The sequence below is a fragment of the Actinoplanes sp. NPDC051346 genome, assembly GCF_040682215.1.
In the GTDB taxonomy this organism is placed as follows: domain Bacteria; phylum Actinomycetota; class Actinomycetes; order Mycobacteriales; family Micromonosporaceae; genus Actinoplanes.
In genome coordinates this window covers 402,822-418,621 of record NZ_JBFBAJ010000007.1, presented here as the reverse complement: position 1 = coordinate 418,621, position 15,800 = coordinate 402,822, and the positions used below count along the sequence as shown (strand labels likewise).

The 15,800-nt window shown below is 69.8% G+C and carries 21 protein-coding genes, 3 tRNA genes and 1 pseudogene; 13 read left to right on the top strand and 12 right to left on the bottom strand.

The features are described from left to right. Positions 1-60: 60 nt before the first annotated feature. On the bottom strand, positions 61-507 hold the full coding sequence (locus AB0M36_RS20310) for a hypothetical protein (protein ID WP_364159683.1): 447 nt from the start codon (positions 505-507) through the stop codon (positions 61-63). Between the two features lie 247 nt (positions 508-754). On the opposite strand from AB0M36_RS20310, the pseudogene AB0M36_RS20305 reads away from it, so the two are divergent. From AB0M36_RS20305 to AB0M36_RS20270, 8 genes and pseudogenes are all read left to right on the top strand, one after another. Then, positions 755-1,429: pseudogene (locus tag AB0M36_RS20305) on the top strand (B12-binding domain-containing protein); the annotation flags it as partial. Positions 1,430-2,376: 947 nt separating this feature from the next. Next, positions 2,377-2,449, top strand: a tRNA-Glu gene (locus AB0M36_RS20300). A gap of 50 nt (positions 2,450-2,499) precedes the next feature. Then, positions 2,500-2,573, top strand: a tRNA-Asp gene (locus AB0M36_RS20295). Between the two features lie 35 nt (positions 2,574-2,608). Continuing rightward, positions 2,609-2,685: transfer RNA gene (locus AB0M36_RS20290), tRNA-Phe, on the top strand. 246 nt (positions 2,686-2,931) lie between these two features. After that, positions 2,932-3,108 (top strand): hypothetical protein, encoded by a 177-nt coding sequence (locus AB0M36_RS20285; protein ID WP_364159606.1) that lies wholly within the window; start codon positions 2,932-2,934, stop codon positions 3,106-3,108. A gap of 168 nt (positions 3,109-3,276) precedes the next feature. Then, positions 3,277-4,089, top strand: coding sequence for a hypothetical protein (locus AB0M36_RS20280; RefSeq protein WP_364159604.1), 813 nt, complete (start codon positions 3,277-3,279; stop codon positions 4,087-4,089). Between the two features lie 24 nt (positions 4,090-4,113). After that, positions 4,114-4,986, top strand: coding sequence for an ATP-binding cassette domain-containing protein (locus AB0M36_RS20275; RefSeq protein WP_364159602.1), 873 nt, complete (start codon positions 4,114-4,116; stop codon positions 4,984-4,986). Next, entirely contained in the window at positions 4,983-5,585 is a 603-nt protein-coding gene (locus tag AB0M36_RS20270) for a hypothetical protein (protein ID WP_364159600.1), read from the top strand. The genes AB0M36_RS20275 and AB0M36_RS20270 overlap by 4 nt, the downstream gene beginning before the upstream one ends. Positions 5,586-5,745: 160 nt before the next feature. Here the strand turns inward: AB0M36_RS20270 and AB0M36_RS20265 are convergent, their stop codons facing one another. After that, complete coding sequence (locus AB0M36_RS20265) at positions 5,746-6,342, bottom strand: hypothetical protein (protein WP_364159598.1); 597 nt, start codon at positions 6,340-6,342, stop codon at positions 5,746-5,748. Between the two features lie 120 nt (positions 6,343-6,462). Between AB0M36_RS20265 and AB0M36_RS20260 the strand changes: the two genes are divergently transcribed. Then, positions 6,463-6,924 (top strand): ATP-binding protein, encoded by a 462-nt coding sequence (locus AB0M36_RS20260; protein WP_364159596.1) that lies wholly within the window; start codon positions 6,463-6,465, stop codon positions 6,922-6,924. A 2-nt stretch (positions 6,925-6,926) separates the two neighbouring features. Here AB0M36_RS20260 and AB0M36_RS20255 read toward each other — a convergent pair whose 3' ends face one another. After that, complete coding sequence (locus AB0M36_RS20255) at positions 6,927-7,229, bottom strand: hypothetical protein (protein WP_364159594.1); 303 nt, start codon at positions 7,227-7,229, stop codon at positions 6,927-6,929. Positions 7,230-7,317: 88 nt separating this feature from the next. Here AB0M36_RS20255 and AB0M36_RS20250 point away from each other — a divergent pair, with 88 nt between their 5' ends. Continuing rightward, positions 7,318-8,361 carry an SGNH/GDSL hydrolase family protein gene (locus AB0M36_RS20250; RefSeq protein WP_364159592.1) on the top strand — a complete coding sequence of 348 codons (1,044 nt, stop codon included), beginning with the start codon at positions 7,318-7,320 and terminating at the stop codon, positions 8,359-8,361. Positions 8,362-8,452: 91 nt separating this feature from the next. After that, positions 8,453-8,770, top strand: coding sequence for a hypothetical protein (locus AB0M36_RS20245; protein ID WP_364159590.1), 318 nt, complete (start codon positions 8,453-8,455; stop codon positions 8,768-8,770). Here the strand turns inward: AB0M36_RS20245 and AB0M36_RS20240 are convergent. Genes AB0M36_RS20240 through AB0M36_RS20230 form a run of 3 tightly spaced genes read right to left on the bottom strand, consistent with a single transcriptional unit; the run spans position 8,748 to position 10,297 of the window. Beyond that, a complete protein-coding gene (locus AB0M36_RS20240) occupies positions 8,748-9,428 on the bottom strand; it encodes a DUF2786 domain-containing protein (protein WP_364159588.1) in 681 nt (226 codons plus the stop codon). The two genes, AB0M36_RS20245 and AB0M36_RS20240, sit on opposite strands and share 23 nt — an antisense overlap. A gap of 55 nt (positions 9,429-9,483) precedes the next feature. Next, on the bottom strand, positions 9,484-9,876 hold the full coding sequence (locus AB0M36_RS20235; protein WP_364159586.1) for a hypothetical protein: 393 nt from the start codon (positions 9,874-9,876) through the stop codon (positions 9,484-9,486). Between the two features lie 37 nt (positions 9,877-9,913). Then, positions 9,914-10,297 (bottom strand): hotdog fold thioesterase, encoded by a 384-nt coding sequence (locus tag AB0M36_RS20230; protein ID WP_364159671.1) that lies wholly within the window; start codon positions 10,295-10,297, stop codon positions 9,914-9,916. Positions 10,298-10,411: 114 nt separating this feature from the next. On the opposite strand from AB0M36_RS20230, the gene AB0M36_RS20225 reads away from it, so the two are divergent. Further along, on the top strand, positions 10,412-10,660 hold the full coding sequence (locus AB0M36_RS20225; protein WP_364159584.1) for a hypothetical protein: 249 nt from the start codon (positions 10,412-10,414) through the stop codon (positions 10,658-10,660). Positions 10,661-10,697: 37 nt separating this feature from the next. Here AB0M36_RS20225 and AB0M36_RS20220 read toward each other — a convergent pair whose 3' ends face one another. The 4 genes from AB0M36_RS20220 to AB0M36_RS20205 all read right to left on the bottom strand — a co-directional run bounded on the left by AB0M36_RS20220 (position 10,698) and on the right by AB0M36_RS20205 (position 13,949). Beyond that, positions 10,698-11,993, bottom strand: a complete 1,296-nt coding sequence (locus AB0M36_RS20220) for a PrsW family intramembrane metalloprotease (protein WP_364159582.1) — start codon at positions 11,991-11,993, stop codon at positions 10,698-10,700. Next, complete coding sequence (locus tag AB0M36_RS20215) at positions 11,990-12,436, bottom strand: hypothetical protein (protein WP_364159580.1); 447 nt, start codon at positions 12,434-12,436, stop codon at positions 11,990-11,992. The genes AB0M36_RS20220 and AB0M36_RS20215 overlap by 4 nt, the downstream gene beginning before the upstream one ends. Before the next feature lie 188 nt (positions 12,437-12,624). Continuing rightward, on the bottom strand, positions 12,625-13,176 hold the full coding sequence (locus tag AB0M36_RS20210; protein ID WP_364159579.1) for an RNA 2'-phosphotransferase: 552 nt from the start codon (positions 13,174-13,176) through the stop codon (positions 12,625-12,627). Then, positions 13,173-13,949, bottom strand: coding sequence for a class I SAM-dependent methyltransferase (locus tag AB0M36_RS20205; protein ID WP_364159577.1), 777 nt, complete (start codon positions 13,947-13,949; stop codon positions 13,173-13,175). The genes AB0M36_RS20210 and AB0M36_RS20205 overlap by 4 nt, the downstream gene beginning before the upstream one ends. An 18-nt stretch (positions 13,950-13,967) precedes the next feature. On the opposite strand from AB0M36_RS20205, the gene AB0M36_RS20200 reads away from it, so the two are divergent. Beyond that, positions 13,968-14,339 (top strand): PPOX class F420-dependent oxidoreductase, encoded by a 372-nt coding sequence (locus AB0M36_RS20200; protein WP_364159575.1) that lies wholly within the window; start codon positions 13,968-13,970, stop codon positions 14,337-14,339. Positions 14,340-14,438: 99 nt separating this feature from the next. Here the strand turns inward: AB0M36_RS20200 and AB0M36_RS20195 are convergent, their stop codons facing one another. Together AB0M36_RS20195 and AB0M36_RS20190 are read right to left on the bottom strand one after the other, a co-directional pair. Then, on the bottom strand, positions 14,439-14,648 hold the full coding sequence (locus tag AB0M36_RS20195) for a BldC family transcriptional regulator (protein ID WP_014687221.1): 210 nt from the start codon (positions 14,646-14,648) through the stop codon (positions 14,439-14,441). Positions 14,649-14,952: 304 nt separating this feature from the next. Continuing rightward, positions 14,953-15,792, bottom strand: coding sequence for a hypothetical protein (locus AB0M36_RS20190; RefSeq protein ID WP_364159573.1), 840 nt, complete (start codon positions 15,790-15,792; stop codon positions 14,953-14,955). Positions 15,793-15,800: the final 8 nt, after the last annotated feature.

Genomic DNA, 15,800 nt, shown 5'->3' with positions numbered 1-15,800 from the left:
GCCCAGCGGCACATCACTCAGGCCCAGCGGCACATCACTCAGCACTGACGGCACGTCAGCTCAGTCCGGCAGCGCACCAACCGGCGCCGGCGACTCGCTCGCGGCCGGGAGCAGATCGCCCAATCCAGGCGACACGTCCGCCGAAGCCGGCAACACACCGGCCGACCCCGACGGCTCACTCACGCCCAGCGACACACTGCCCAGCCCCGGAAGCACAGCGCCTGTTCCCGACGGATCGCTCACGCCCGGCATACTGCCGAGCCCGAGCGGCGCATCGACCGACCCGGGCGGCGGCTCGCCTAGGCCCAGCACACCGCCCAGCCCTGGCGGCACATCGACCGATCCCGGTGGCTCGACTACGCACAGCAGCACATCAGCCGACCTCGGCGATACCTCGACCAGCTCTGGCGATGCGACCGTCACTCCCGGCGACACTTCCACGAGCCCTGGCGATGCGACCGTCACTCCCGGCGACACTTCCACGAGCCCTGGCGATGCGACCGTCACTCCCGCGGACGCTTCGACCCGCCCCGGTAACTCCTCGGCCGGCCCCGGCGACGCATCGGCTGACTCTGGCGGCACGTCAAGCAAGCCCGGCGACGCGCCGACCCCTGCCGGCGACGGTGCCTCGGCTGGTTCCGGAGCGGAGCAGCACGCGCGGAGCGGGACGGCTTCCACCCCTGGGCCCGGCCCGCGTGGCATGACCGTCGACGTGGTCTGGCCTGAGGTAGCCGGCCTGCTCAGCGTCTCGACTCGCGACGGCGGCGGGCACACCATCCGTACGGGAAGGGCCGGCCCGGCCGCCCGCGGCCTGGCCCGCGCCGCCATGCGTCTCGACGCGCCCGCACTGCGCGACATCCTTGAGATGGCCGTGACCGACCGCGGCGTCGTCGGCGCGTGGAACGGCGTGATCATGCCCGTGTTGATCGGCATCGGGGACCGTTACGCGGCCACCAGCCGCTTCATCGAGGTCGAACATCTGATCTCGCGCAGCGTCACCGAGGTCCTCGGCGCGGTGGCCCGGCCACCCAGCAGCCAGGTCCCCCGGGTCATGCTTGCCGCAGCCGACGAGGAGCAGCACACCCTCCCGCTGGAGGCACTCGCCGCGGCGCTGGCCGAGGCAGGAGTACCGAGCCGCCTGCTGGGCGCCCGCGTTCCACCCCGGGCCCTGGCCGACGCGGTCGCGCGCACAGGGCCTGCGGCAGTCGTGCTCTGGTCTCAGACAGCCGAGACGGGCGACCCGGAGCAGTGGACGCGCTTGTTGTCGTCCGGACACAGCCCGCTGTTGGCCGCCGCAGCCGGGCCGGGTTGGCCGGTCGAGCATCTTCCGGAGGGGGTGATGCAGGTCAGCAGCCTCGCCGAAGCGGTCCGGCTGGTCGCGGAGGCGGCCGCCCTACCGGAGTTCAAGCGTGCGTCGACCAAGCGCTAAGCGGCAGCGCACGGAAGCACCACGGCGGCCCCGCCGACGACGGACGTAAGTCGATCATGGCCATGCACGAGAGCCACGGTTGGCGCGGGCTGGCGCCGTCGCTACGGCAGCCGGCCGGCACGCAACCGCGCGCGCATACCGGGCCGGCGCAGGCCTGGTCACGCAACCGCGCCCTGCATCCCGGTCTGCGCAGGGAGTCGCGCAACCACGCCCGCATCCCCCCGGACCAGCGCAGGGAGTCGCGCAACCACGCCCGCATCCCCGGACCAGCGCAACCACGCCCGCATCCCCCGGACCAGCGCAACCACGCCCGCATCCCCGGGGCCAACGCAGGAAATGTCGCGCAACCACGCCTGCATCCCCGGACCAGCACAGAGCCTCGCGTAACCATGCCCGCATCCCCGGACCAGCACAGAGCCTCGCGTAACCATGCCCGCATCCCCGGACCAGCGCAGGAATGTCGCGCGGCCGCGCGTTCATCCGACGGCCTGCGACCTCTGCCGTGCAGCCGCGCGTTCATCCGTGGGCGGCGCAGGGGGTGGCGCAGACACTCGCGGGAGCCTGTTCGGCACCTCGGCACCTCGGCACCTCGGCACCTCGGCACCTCGGCCCGTCGGCACGTCGGCACGGCAACCCGGCGCTGCGCCGACGTCTCTCAGGCCACCTGGGCTCGGCACCCGCCCTCGATCCGACCTCCCCGCCGCCGGCGGGCAACGCCTCCGGCTCCGCAGATCGTCGAGTGACCACAGAGCGAAAAGTGGCGCTCGGCACACCCGTCGCCACACCTCTGATCCAGGCTCCTGTTTGCCCTGGTCAGAGAGGCGACGCGGCGATAGGGATACCGGTTTGGTTGTGGGGCGGGGCATCACGTATGCTTTCCAAGCCTCAAGCGGGGCCGGTTGGGGCCCACACCGCAGGAATTGTGAATGTGCAATGATGGCGGAGTTGCCCTCATCGTCTAGTGGCCTAGGACGCCGCCCTTTCAAGGCGGTAGCACGGGTTCGAATCCCGTTGGGGGTACGAACCTGACTTCGGTCAGTGCAAGTGGTAAGAATGAGCAACATCAGCAAGGTCCTGTGGAGCAGTTGGAGTGCTCGCCGCCCTGTCAAGGCGGAGGTCGCGGGTTCAAGTCCCGTCAGGACCGCAAGTGCCCAGCCGCGCAGATGCATTGTGCGGCACGGCCAGGTAGCTCAGTTGGTACGAGCGTCCGACTGAAAATCGGAAGGTCGGCGGTTCGACCCCGCCCCTGGCCACCAAGCCTCTCGCCGGGCTTTGAGCGTCGCCCACCTGCGGAAACGCACGGTGGGCGTTCTGCTGTCCGGGGCCCTTCAGACACCTCCGCGGCCGCCGTGGATGACCGCCGTCGACCGCTGTTGTCCGGCGCTTGTTGCACGTAGGCAGCACGCCAGATCACCGCTGGACCCCGGCGAGAGATCAACCCTGACGCCCGAGCGGTCACATGCGCTGCGGCGACACGTCGTCGTGCTCAACCTGACCCCTGCATGTCGATCGGAGAAGACCTGACCCGCGGCATGTCGATCGGAGAAGACCTGACCCGCGGCGTGCCGATCGGAGAAGACCTGACCCGCGGCGTGCCGATCGGAGAAGACCTGACCCGCGGCGTGCCGATCAGACGAGGTCGTGACCCGCCCGGTCACCATCTCGGACAGCGACCGTAGAAGAGCACAGCGTCAAACACGCTGCGGAACGCCAAGCACTATTGATCGGCCGGTCCGAAGAACCTGCATGCCCTGGCCGAGCTCATTCCTCGGCGAGGGCGGCCAGTTCGTCCGCGACAACAAAGAGAGCCCCTGACATGAACGACGCCGGGCCCGTACCCTGCCGGGGTGATCACACGGTTCCTCGCAGCGGCAGGGCGTCGCCGCCGGGTCATTCTGGTCGTCGCTCTGGTCGTGTCTGCCGGCTATCTCGTGGCTCACGTCTGGGTGCCGACCCTGGGACAACGTACGTTTCCGGTGACGGCGGCCGTCCCCGCGGTGTTTCTGATGCTGGCGATCGTGGCGCTGGCCGGCGCCCGGCCGAAGGCGTTTCGGGTCGACCCACGCGTGCCGGCCTTCAGCGCCTCGGCACAGCCGACGCTTCTTTTCCTGGCACTGGCATTTTTCCCGACGGCCATCGGCATCGCCGGCAACGTCATCCGCGACTGGAGCTCAGAGCCGTTCCTAGCGGAGCACCTACTGGAGTTGGGCTATCCGGCGGTTCTCTCCATGTGGATCGTCCTCGCGTGGCGGGACACGAACGTGCGGCTTCGGCCCGATGGCGTCTGGCAGCGCGGCATCACAGGCTGGCTCGTCATCCCGTGGGATGCCGTACCGATCGTCCCGACGCTGCCGCCATCCCCAACGGCTCGCACCGTACGCCTGGCGTTCGGACGGCCCGAGCTCGTGCATCGACGTGGCCTTCACGTGTACCGGAATTGTTTGCGCACCGATGACATCGACCCACGCTTCCTCTGTGCCGCCATCCGGTACTACCTTGCCCATCCTCAGCATCGCACCGCGATCGGCACGCAAGCGGAGCACGACCGCGTCCTGCCACTCCTCCTCAACTCTCTCCACTGGTCACCGCCCGATCAAGGAAAGCCCGATCAAGGAACGCCCGGCCAAGGAACGCTCAATCAAGGAAAGATGTCGGTTTGACAGCGGTGGAGACAATCGCCCCCGATGATCGATATTCGGGAGCTGACGAAGGTCTATGGCGGCGTGGACGCCGTGCGGGACGTGACGTTCACCGCCGTACCGGGTCGGGTCACCGGGCTGCTCGGGCTGAACGGGTCGGGTAAGAGCACGACCCTGCGGATCCTGCTCGGGTTGAGCCGAGCCACCCGCGGCGCGGCGCTGGTCAACGGCCGCCGGTACCGGGAGCTGAAGCATCCGCTGCGCGAGGTCGGCGCGGTGCTGGAGCAGGGTCTGAGTCATCCTGGCCAGACAGGGCACGCCCACCTGGTCACTCAGGCGCTGCTCAGTGGGGCCTCCCGCAGGCGGGTGAACGACCTTCTGGCGTACGTGGGCCTTGCCGCGGACGCCCACAAACGCACCGGTGACTATTCGCTCGGCATGCGCCAGCGGTTGGCGGTGGCGACCGCGTTGCTCGGTGAGCCGTCGGTGCTGGTTCTGGACGAGCCGGCCAACGGTCTCGACCCGTCCGGCATGGCCTGGCTTCGGGGCCTGTTGCGGGAGCACGCCGCGGCCGGCGGCACGGTGCTGATCTCCAGCCATCTGCTGGGTGAGCTGGAGCTGATGGTCGACGACGTGGTGATCATCGCCGGCGGTCGGGTCCGGGTGGCGGCGCCGCTGGCGCAGCTGTCCGGTGCGGCTCGGCTGCGGGTGCGTGGCGGCGATCATCGGCTGCTGTCGGAGGCGTACGGGCGGTACGGCGCGACGGTCACCGCCGACGGCGGGGTCCTGCTCGTCTCCGGGCTCACGCCGGAACAGGCCGGTGACATCGCGCTGTACGTCCAGGTGCCGGTGTACGAGCTGGTCGCCGAGATGCAGCACCTGGAGGACATCTTCCTGAACGTGGCGGAGGCACAGTGATCGCGGTCCTGCGCAGCGAGCTCTACCGGAGCCTGACGGTGCGGTCGTCCTGGGTGTCACTGACCGGGTTCGCCCTGGTCGCGGCCCTGACTGGCTGGTTCAGCGAGGACTTCTGGTCGCTGTTCGCCGGCCTGGGTGCCTTCGGCCTGGCGGTGATGCTCACCGCTCAGCACTACCAGCACCGGACCGCTGTGTTGGTGTTCCTCGGCCAGCCGCACCGCCTCCGGGCGCTGGCCGCCCAGTGCGTGGTGGCGATCGTGCTCGGTCTGCTGCTCGCCGCGGTCAGCGGCATCCCCATCGTGCTTATGGGTTCCGCTGCCCAGTACAGCTCCACGCTGACGGTGGTCCCTCTGATCGCGGTGTTCGGCGTCGCCAACGCGACGATCGTTCGCCGCCCGCTCTGGCTGCTCGCCGGCTACCTGGGCTGGGTGCTGTTCGTGGAGGGCCTGTTCGGAAGGCTGCAGGAGCCGCTGCCGTTCACGAGCTTCCTCTTCGCGTCCGCGGGCCGGACCGAATTCGTGCTGGCCCTGCTGGCCTGGACGGCGGCAGCTCTCCCGCCCGCCGCCTGGTGCATCCGACGCGACCTAACCAGCGCCTGACCGCACCCAACGCGACCCAACCAGCGCCTGACCGCACCCAACGCGACCCAACCAGCGCCTGACCGCACCCAACGCGACCCAACCAGCGCCTGACCGTCGACTCACCGCGCGGAACGCGAGCGAGCGCCTGACCGCGCCCAACCCCGAGACCGCCGCGCCATCAGTCTTCTTCCGCGCTGGCGCGACGCCGCTCGGCCAGCTGCCACTCGAGCAGGTAGCGGCGCACCTGCTGGGCCTGAGACTCCGAGAGCGTGTAGAGGATGACCACCTCGGCGTCGATGCCGGCGTCCTTGTCCGCCTCCCGGGTGAGCAATACCGTTCCGGTCACGTCGAACGTCCCGGCGTTCAGCGTGACCCGCGCGCAGACCGGGTCTCCCTCCACGAATTGCAGTTCATCGACGTGGCAGCGGAGTGCGGCCTCGCTGATGTCCTCGACGGTCGCGACCTCCCACGCCGTCTCCTCCTCATGGCGAAGAAGCGCCGCCTCGCCCCCGCCGCCGCGGAAGAAGGTCCGGCGGGTGACCGGCTCCGGTTCGCTCGTGATGCGCACGCGCCAGCGTTCGCCGACGAGGCCGGCCACGGATGCGTTCACGCGGTACCGGTGCGGGGGTTGGTTCCAGGCGATGTGCAGCTCGGTGCCGACCGCCGGCACGCCGATCTCCAGCTCCGGCGGTGGCGGCGGCATCAGCAGATGGTCTTCCTCCATCATGTCGACGCGGGATTCCCACTCGAGGCCCTGAAACTCAGGGTTGATCACGGTCCCCAGGGTGAGGTGTTTCCTGTTTCGTGGCACTCGTTGATTATCGTCCGTGTAGCGCCGCCTTTCAGGCGATATGAGGACCCGGCGGAAGAACCGGACATTGAGGCATCCTCGTACATGAGGAGCACCGCCGGTGGGCATAAGACCGCCATGGTCTTCATCAGCGCACAGTCCCCGCCCCGCATGACGGAATTGCAGCGGTGGGTGCTGGACAGCCCTTCGCAGTTGACGACACTGCGAGCTTCGCTGCACAAAGCGCTCACCGGCCGGGCTCTCGCCGACGGCGCCGTCCTGGACGAGGTGCCCGAGAAGGTCGTCCTGGTCGCTACCGAGCTCGCCACCAACGCCCTGCGGCACGGGTTGCCGCCGACGATCGTGCGGTTGGGGCGGGCCGAAGACCGGTTCGTGCTCGATGTCGCCGATCATTCGCCGGATGCGCCTCCTGAGTACAGCGAGGGCCGGCCTCTCGGGGAGGGTGGGCTCGGGTTGCAGCTGGCCAAGCAGTTCTCGCTCGAGATCGGCTGGTATGTGGAGGACGGGACCAAGCACGTCTGGGCCGAGTTTCCCGTACCGGCCTGAGATCACGGACGATGGATCGCGACCTCAGCTATCAGATCGTCCGGGAGGCGGGTGCTGTCCGGCGAATTCGATATCAACGCACGGGACGAGCTGCGGTCCACGCTCATGCGCGTCATCGAGGACGGCGGCGCGGGAATCTCGATCGACTTCGATGGGGTCACCTTTCTCGACAGCGAGGTCGCCGGGCGCTCCGCCGGATGACGTTGTCGATCATCAACGCCCACGGCCTGGTGCGCCGCGTGCTCGAGGTGTCCGGAGTGCTCGAGCTGTTCACCAACGGATAGCCGGCCCCGCACCTTGATCACAACCCACGGCTACCGGACGGAAATCGTGTGGGCGTCGTCACGACCGATCTGTTCAGGTGACAGAGCCTGACGATCGGGAGGGGCACACGTGGGGGTCTCGAGGCAGGGATGGTCCGGCGCTTTTCGCCTGGGCGCCAAGGCCATGACCGGTGTGCTCGCCGCGGGAGTCGTCCTGGGCGTCGGATCGCCGCAGGTCGCCTCCGCCGAGCCAGCCCCTCCCGCACCCGTACGCGTCGACGCGCCTCGCGTTGCGGCTTCCGAGCCCCTCCGGGTCATGCCGCTCGGTGACTCGATCACCAGGGGCACCGGCGCGCCGTCCGGCTCCTCGTATCGCAAGACGCTGGCGGAGCGGCTGCGCAAGGGCGGTCTTCGGATCAACTACGTGGGCTCGCAGCGCAACGGGGTCAGCTCGGACAACAACCACGAGGGCCACGGCGGCTGGAACATCGGCGAGCTGGCGGCTCACCTCGACGGCTGGCTGGCCGCGTCCCGCCCGGACGTGGTGCTGCTGCACGTCGGCACGAACAACATCAAAGAGGGCCACAGCCCGGCCTCGATCGCCCGCAAGCTTTCCGCGATGATCGACCAGATCCGCGCGGCGCGACCGGAGGCCCACATCTTCGTCGCGCAGATCGTCACGTCGCGTCTGCCCCGCGAGGCCGCCGACGCCCGGGTCTACAACCGCATGATCCCCACGCTCGTGGCGGACAAGAACGACGCCCGGATCACCGTCGTGGACCAGTCCTCGGTCGGCGGCATCGACCTGCACGACCTGCGCCACCCGAACGAGTTCGGCTACTCGAAGATGGCCTGGAACTGGTACCAGGCCATGGCGCCCGTCCTCGGCACCTCGGGATACACCGGAGCCAACCCTTACAAGATGCGGCGCGCGGTCCGCTGCCTTCTCCGGACGGTGACCGTCGGCGGCGAGTCGCAGCAGCGCACCGAGTGCCTCACCTGGACGCTGCGCACCACCACGATCCAGGTCAACGGCGTCAACCGCCGGGTCCGTGCCTGGCTGACGCTGCGAGAGACCCCGCAGACCTATCGCGTACGGGTGAACGGCAAGCTCAAGACCCGTACCCGCACGGTCCAGCGCTGGACCGGACCCGGTGACCTGCTGAACCTCTGAGGGGGCGGTTTGACCGTTCTTGCAGAGATCTAGCGCAATCGGCATGCGTTACGTAGTGCTAACCGGGAACCGAGTTCGCGGGAGGAAGCACGTGCCGAAATTCAGCAACGCGGAAGAGCAGGCCGCCTGGACGCTCGCCGAGGCTCTCAGCGAGAAGGCCATGGGGTGCATGCGGGAGGCCGAGCAGGCCGCGGAGAACTTCCGCGTCGGCAAGGTGCAGATGAGGCGCAACTTCAAGGCGCGCGGTCTCTCCGAAGTGGATGCCGACATTCGCTGGTCGGGGACGACGCGGGCGAAGAAGGCGCTCGCCGACAACGGCTGGTACATGTCCCAGGCCTCGATGTACAACGAGGCGGCCGCCACCCAGTACGCCAAGGCGCTCTACCTCAAGAATTGCGAAGGCCCCTAGCGCCGCCCAGGTCCGCGGAGTGACCGGCGGCGTATCCCTGGCGCCGGCCGGTCCCGGCCAAGCGGCGGGGGCCGAGCCGGGCCAGTTTCGGGTAGGTCTCGTCCCGGCGACGTTCGACGAGCTCGGTGCGGTCGACCAGGACGAGTTCGGCGCCCGGCGCCGCGGCGGCCGCCGCCTGCTCCGCGGCCGTCAGCCGGGCTCGGATCGCCTCGGTGAAGCCGACCAGCCAGGAACGCCGGAACGCCGCCGGATGGTCGTGCTCGGGCACCTGGGCCGCGGCCAGGCCGTGCGCCGCCTGCACCAGCAACGAGGTGAAGAGCAGCTCGACCCGTTCCAGGTCGGCGCCGTGCCCGAACAGGTGCACCCGGGCGGTGCCACGCCGCTCGAGGTGGACGGCTTTGCAGCGCAGCGCGAGGGCGACGGCGCCGAGCAGCCCGGCCTTGTCCCGGGAGTACGGCGGCTCCACCGCGATCACCCGATCACCGACCGGGTCCAGGGTCGGATCGGCGCCGGCGAGCAGCGCCTGGTCGATGCCGTACTTGGCGATGAGCTCGGCGGCCTTCGCCGTGAAAGCCTCCGCCTCGGGCGGCGTACAGGCCGGATCTTCGGCCTTCGCGAGCAGCTTGCGGACGCGGGAGAGAAGGGGATCCTCGGTCATGCTGAACCGGCCGGGGCATGCCCTCCTGGCCCTTGCTTCGCTGCGGTGCAGTCGGTCATGCCGCGCGATGGCGGAGGGTCGCCACGGTGGAACCCGCCAAGGCGAGCAGGCAGTCCGGGAGCTGGCCGTCGGCGATGGCCGCGCCGAAGAGCGCCTCGCCGGTCGGGATGTCGCCGTTGACGTACGCGCTGACGAACCGCGCCACCCACCGCTTGTCGTAACGCGCGTCGTCGATTCCGGGGAAATCGAGGGTCCAGGCGCCGCCCGTGGGCACGTTGCGTCCCACCATCGTCGCAGCGAGACACCACGCCACGTCGTACGCCCCGACCACGCCCGACCGGTCCACGACCTCGTCGAACGTGCAGACCACAGCATCGCTGTCGCCGCTGAGCGCGCAGTGGAGCACCTGCGTAGCGTCGTCCAATGCGTGCTGTGGTACGTCGGTCACGTCAAGAAAGGTACGCGGATTCGTCAACCAACGCCCCTCAAGCTCCCCGCAAAAGGCAGGTGAGCCGGGCGGTGCAGGCCCGATCGCCGTCGTCGTCGGTGATGACGATCTCGTAGGTGACCATCGTGCGGCCGCGGTGCACCGGGGTGGCGACGCCGGTCACGACGCCGGAGCGGACCGCCTTGTGATGGGTGGCGTTGATGTCCACCCCGACCGCGAACGGACGGTCGACGGTCGCCCCGTGCAGGACCGCTCCGACCGATCCGAGCGTCTCCGCCAGCACGCAGGAGGCGCCGCCGTGCAGCAGTCCGTACGGCTGGGTGTTGCCGTCGACCGGCATGGTGGCGACGATCCGTTCGGGGGTCGCTTCGGTGATCTGGATGCCCATCCGCTCCGCCAGGGCGCCGTGCAGGCCATTCATGGTTGAAGTCACGTTGGGCAACGCTACCGGCGAGTTCGGCTCTCGGGTCGCGAGGGTGGGAGGCGGGTCCTACGTTGGTACGAAGCAAGCGGAGATCCGAGCGAGGAGACAGCCATGAGCGAGCCCCAGGAGATCATCGAGACCCGCGGGAACGACCGCGTCGACCTGCTCGCCTCCGACACCAACGGCGACGGCAGGCCCGACGTGTGGGTCGCGGACACCGACGGTGACGGCAAGGCCGACCTGTTCCAGTTCGACACCAACAACGACGGCAAGGTCGACATCACGATGGTGGACCTGGACCAGGACGGCACCCCGGACGCGATCGTCGACGGCGACGGCGGCATCCCGCCGACCAGCTGACCTCACTCAGCCGCCGCCGAAACTCAGCCGCCGGGACTCAGCCGCCGCCGAGGGTGCTGACGGCCGCCCAGAGCACCGCGATGGCGAGGGCGGTGGAGAAGGCCGCCGAGGCCGTGCGCCTCCACGGCCCCTTGCCCGCGGGGACGACCGCCTCCGGGTGGCCCAGCTTCACGAGCATGCGGCGGTGCCGGCGCACCTCCTGACAGCGGCGGCTCAGGTCCGGCGTACCGCGGCTGATCTCGACCGCCAGCCGGGCCTGCGCGCGCTGCAGGCGCCGCACGGCGGCCCGGGCCCGGAGTCCGGCTCGGACCCGAGCGTGCCATCGCGCGCTGGCCCGCCGCGACCCCGACCGCAGCGCTTCGAGCTCGGCGGCCGTGACGAGTTCGGGATCGTCGAGCGTCGCCAGTTGGGCGGTGTAGTAATCGGCCTCCCGGTCGTGCGCGGACCGCACGAGCAGCCAGATCAACAGCAACGGCGGCAGGCCCTTGAGCATGAGTACGGCCAGCAGCGCCACGGCGCCGTTGCCGAGTCCGTCGCGCAGCAGCGGCGAGTTCCAGAGCACGTGCGACGCCCAGGCGCCCAGCACCCCGAGCATGGCCACGCCGAGTCGGTTCCGCGGCGTACGGTCGGCGCGCACGACGAGGTAGCCGATGCCCGCCCCGGCCAGCGCGCCGAAGAGGGTGTGGCTCCACACCCCGGACAGCAGCCCGCGCAGCAGGAACGTGGTGACGACCGGTTCGACCTGGTCGCCGCGGCCGGCGAGGGCGACCGCGCCCATCGCGTACACGATGTCCTCGATGATCTGGAAGCCGAGCCCGACCATCGCGCCGTAGACGACGCCGTCCAGCACGCTGTTCACCTGCGCGCGGGCGACGAGCACGATGGCGACCACGCCGAGCGCCTTGGCGATCTCCTCGACCGTCGGTGCGGCCAGCGCGGCACCCCAGTCGGCGGCGAGGTGGGGCGAGCCGAGCTTGGCCATCAGGTCGTCGAGCGCGGCGCTGCCCGGAATCGAGACGGCCGTCGCCACCAGCGCACCCCACGTGAACGCGAGGACGAGCAGCGGGGGCGGCTCCCGTTCGAGGAAGTCGAGCTCCGAGACGATGAACCAGAACGGCACGGCGAGCAGGGCGAAGAGTGCCGTCGCGGTGATCAGAGCGATGGGGTACGCCTTCGCGAACCGCACCGCGATCAGGGACATCTGCACGGCGCCGGTCAGGACCACCGCGATCACGATCCAGAACGCGGGACGGCGCCAGATGCCGCGATCCGGCTCGGCACCGGGCTGCACGGGCGCGGACCGGGCGCTGCGCAACCGGGGTTCCGCGGTCATCCGGCCCGCTCCGGCGCGTACCGGAGGGTGCCGGTGCTGGCGTCGATGGCCGGCAGGGTCCGGCCGAGGTCGAGGTCGTCGCCGCAGACCGTGACCTCGATGGTGCGCCCGTCGGCGACGAAGACCGCGTATCGGCCGCCGCGTCCGGGGCCGCTGTAGCCGCCCTGGATTCCGGCCAGGCCGCTCGCGGTCGCGACGGTGAGTTCGGTGCCGGTGACCTGGTAGCCGGAGGTGCCGGTGATGCGCTGCCGCAGCCGGGCGACCGCGGCCGGCAGCGTGCCGTCATAGGGCTGGACGCTGACCAGGTAGCGGACCGGGCCGAGGCGGAACAGGACGGTGCCGGAGTCGTCGGCGGGCCGGGTCTCGGTGACATCGATGCGCGATCCGGGTGGCGGCACGACGGTCACCCCACCCCCGATCTTGTACGGGCGATCGGTCGGCACCGGGCGATCGGAAGGCAAGGCGTGATTGAGAGCGGGAAGTCCGAAGGCAAGTCCGGCGAGGGCCGCGACGAGGCTGACAGCACCGAGGAGGTTCGACCGCTGACGGCGCGTAACCCCTCCCATCCCCATACGCTAACCGTCCATGCGTACGGGCTCCCGATGGAGAGTGTTTTGTCCGTTTACGCGAATCATTCGTGGACGAACCCCGCGGGGACTACCGCGGTGAGCCAGACGCCGTTCGCACTCCGGTGGAAGACATGCCCGGCCGTCGCCATCCCGCCGGCGTCCACCCGCAGGATCGCCACGTCGACCGACCGCCGCCGGCCGACGACGAGCGCGGTCGGCACGTCCGGGGAGAGATGGACGTGGTGGCGGCTCCGCGGCCGCAGCCCGTCCTTCATGATCGACGGCAGGTTGGCTCTCGGCGTGCCGTGAAACAGCACCGCGGGCGGCTCCGCCGGCGCAAGGCCGAGGTCGACGTTCACCCGTCGGGAATGCCCCTGGTTGGCGCGGATCCGCTCGATCCCGTCGGCGTCCGCGGCGATCGCGAACCGGGCCTTGTCGTTGTTGGCGACGACCACGTCGAGGTCGGCACGGGTGATCGACAGGGCGGCGAGCAGGTCGGCGACCGGCACCCAGCCGTTCGCGTCGAGGGTGAGGCCGGCCGCCTCGGGCCGGTGGCGCAGCACAAGTGACAGGCGTTTGCTGAGGCGTACCTGCTCCCTGGTCAGGATGGTCATGTGGGTAACTCCATGACCGCAAGGTAGTAAGGCCGGTCCTGGGTGTCGACGGATTTGAGCCGCCAGGCGGTGCCTCGGAGCAGTCCCTCGAGCTCGTCGACGGAGCAATTCAGATAGTCGAACCACGCGGTGGCCAACAGGCGGTAGCGCAGCCGGAGCCGGAGCTGGCCGCCGATCCGGCCGCGCTCGATGTTGCGCCGGTGGTAGTCCGCGTGCACCGGATCGGTCGTCCCGTACGGGTCGGTCCCCTGCGCGACGATCCGCGCACCCGGCCGGGCCAACGAAGCCAGAGCGCCGAGGAAGGCCGGCGCGCGGTCGGGCCCCTCGAGCAGGCCGAGGTTGTTGCCCAGCAGCAGGAAGGTGTCGTAGCGGGTTCGCGAACGGGCGTAGGCGTCGACCGTGGCGATGACGGTGTCACGCAAGCCTCGCCGGCGGGCGACCTCGATGGCGCCGGGCGACGTGTCCAGCCCGGTCACGGCCATGCCGCGGCGCTGGAGTTCGAGCGCCGTCCGCCCGGCACCGCACCCGATGTCGAGCACCGCCCCACGGCACAGGCGCAGGGCGCGGACGTCGTGCGGCTGCCACTCGGCGGGCTCGGCGAGGTAGTGGTCGGCGGGCGCGCCGTTGATCAGCCCGTCGTCCCGCTCGATGATCTCGATGACCGGCCGCGGCACGCGTCCGCCGGCCAGCGGTCGGGGCCCGATGCCCGTGCGCACCGCGTACGCGTCCCGGATCATCTCTCCGAACACGTCTCCGAGCGCTGGCTGATCCATTGTCACTACTCTTGGCTCATGCCGACGCTGGAGCAACTCGGTTCCGAGAAGTACGTCCTCCTGACCACCTTCCGGCGCGATGGCCGGGCGGTGGCGACACCGCTCTGGGTGGTCCCCGACGGCACCGGTCTGGCCTTCTGGACGCCGAAGGGCACCGGGAAGCTCAAACGGATCCGCAACAGCGGCCGTGTCACTCTCGCCGCCTGCGACCTGCGCGGCAATCCGCGGGGCGAGGCGGTTGAGGCGACCGCGCGCATCGGCGACGAGGCCGACCGGGTGCGGGTCGGCGACGCGCTCAAGCGCAAGTACGGCCTGATGGGCCACCTGACGCTGCTGGGCAGCCGAGTGCGCCGCGGCCTGCACGGCACCACGACGATCCTCGTGTCCTGAGTTTCCGCGACCCCTGAGTTAATCAGGAAACGCAGAAGGGGCGATCGCCTTCCCCGGCGCTCGCCCCTTGTATCGATCCTTCGCCTCGACCGCGTTCGTTCAGTCGCCCTGGCGCTGCGTGGGGATCTGCCCCTGCAGCAAGGCACGAACTTCCGACTCCCGGTAACGACGGTGTCCGCCCAGCGTGCGAATCGCACTGAGCTTGCCCGCCTTGGCCCACCGGGTGACGGTCTTCGGGTCGACACGGAACATCGACGCGACCTCGGCCGGTGTCAGTAGCGGCTCTGGATCATGGGTACGCGATGCCATCGGTCACTCCTCCACAGGTACCTAAAGACATCGGCCGGGGTCCCGCCGGCCGGTGCGTCTCTCATGGTCCGGCTAGTCCCCGATGTCCGACATGGGCCGAACGGCCGAACGTCCCTAGATAGACGGATGAAGCATGCCCGATTTATACCAGTTTTCTACGCCAGAAAGTGTCTTGTTTGGACCGAAAATCACGCTTCGCGGGACGGCGATTACGAAGAGTATTCGCCTAGAGAGCGCTCTCTCGGCCGCCCATCCGTACGTGTTCGTCCTCGTTTCGGCTGGTCATGGCGCTACCCCCGGTGACTCAGTTGCAGCGCTCGAGCAACTGCACGGCCCGCCAGCGGGCGACCAGCTTCTCGTACGCCTCCGTGGCGGCGTCCGCGTCACCCCTGGAGAGTGCCGACAGGCCGGCGGCCACCAGTCCGGGTGAATCGTCGTCGCGCAGATCGGCATCCGGCAGCAGGCCGGTCAGGCCGCCGTAGTCCAATTCGACGATCGAGCGCGGATGGAACTCCTCCAGCCAGCGCGTCCCCTCCTCGACCGCCTCGGTGATCGGCGCGTCGCCCAGCGACTTCCGCAGCACCGACACGCCCCGATGCGCGCGCCGCCGGGCCTTGGAGATCTCGGTGCGATAGCGCAGCGAACGCCGGCCACCGGAAAGGTTGATCTCCCGCTCGTCCAGATCGACAAAAACGAACCACCGCAGCGGCACACCCCACGTGGCGACCTGCTCGTGCACCCGTGGGACGCCGTGCTCGAGCACCTTGGCCCCGCTGCGCCAGTCCTCGACGATGGCCTTCGCCTGCCCGGCCAGCACCGGAGGCACGAAGGCGTCGGCGAGGACGCTCGGCACGCCGTCACGGGCGTTCAGGGCGGCTTCCGCCACCCGCAGCCGCAGGTTCCAGGGGCAGACCAGCAGCGTGTCGCCCCACTCCAGCACGTACGCCTCGTCGGGAAGGTCGGGCAGCCGCGTCCAGCCGGCGCCGAGCGCCTCGAGCACGGCGGTGCGCTGCTTGACCGGACCCTCGACCGGGCCCAGCGCCCGCCCCTCGCGCGCGTACCGCCGCCAGAAAACCTGGCGGTCCCGGTCGAAGGCGGTCAGCGGCTCGTAAACGCGCAGGTACGACGCGAACAGTGACGGCACGGCGCGAT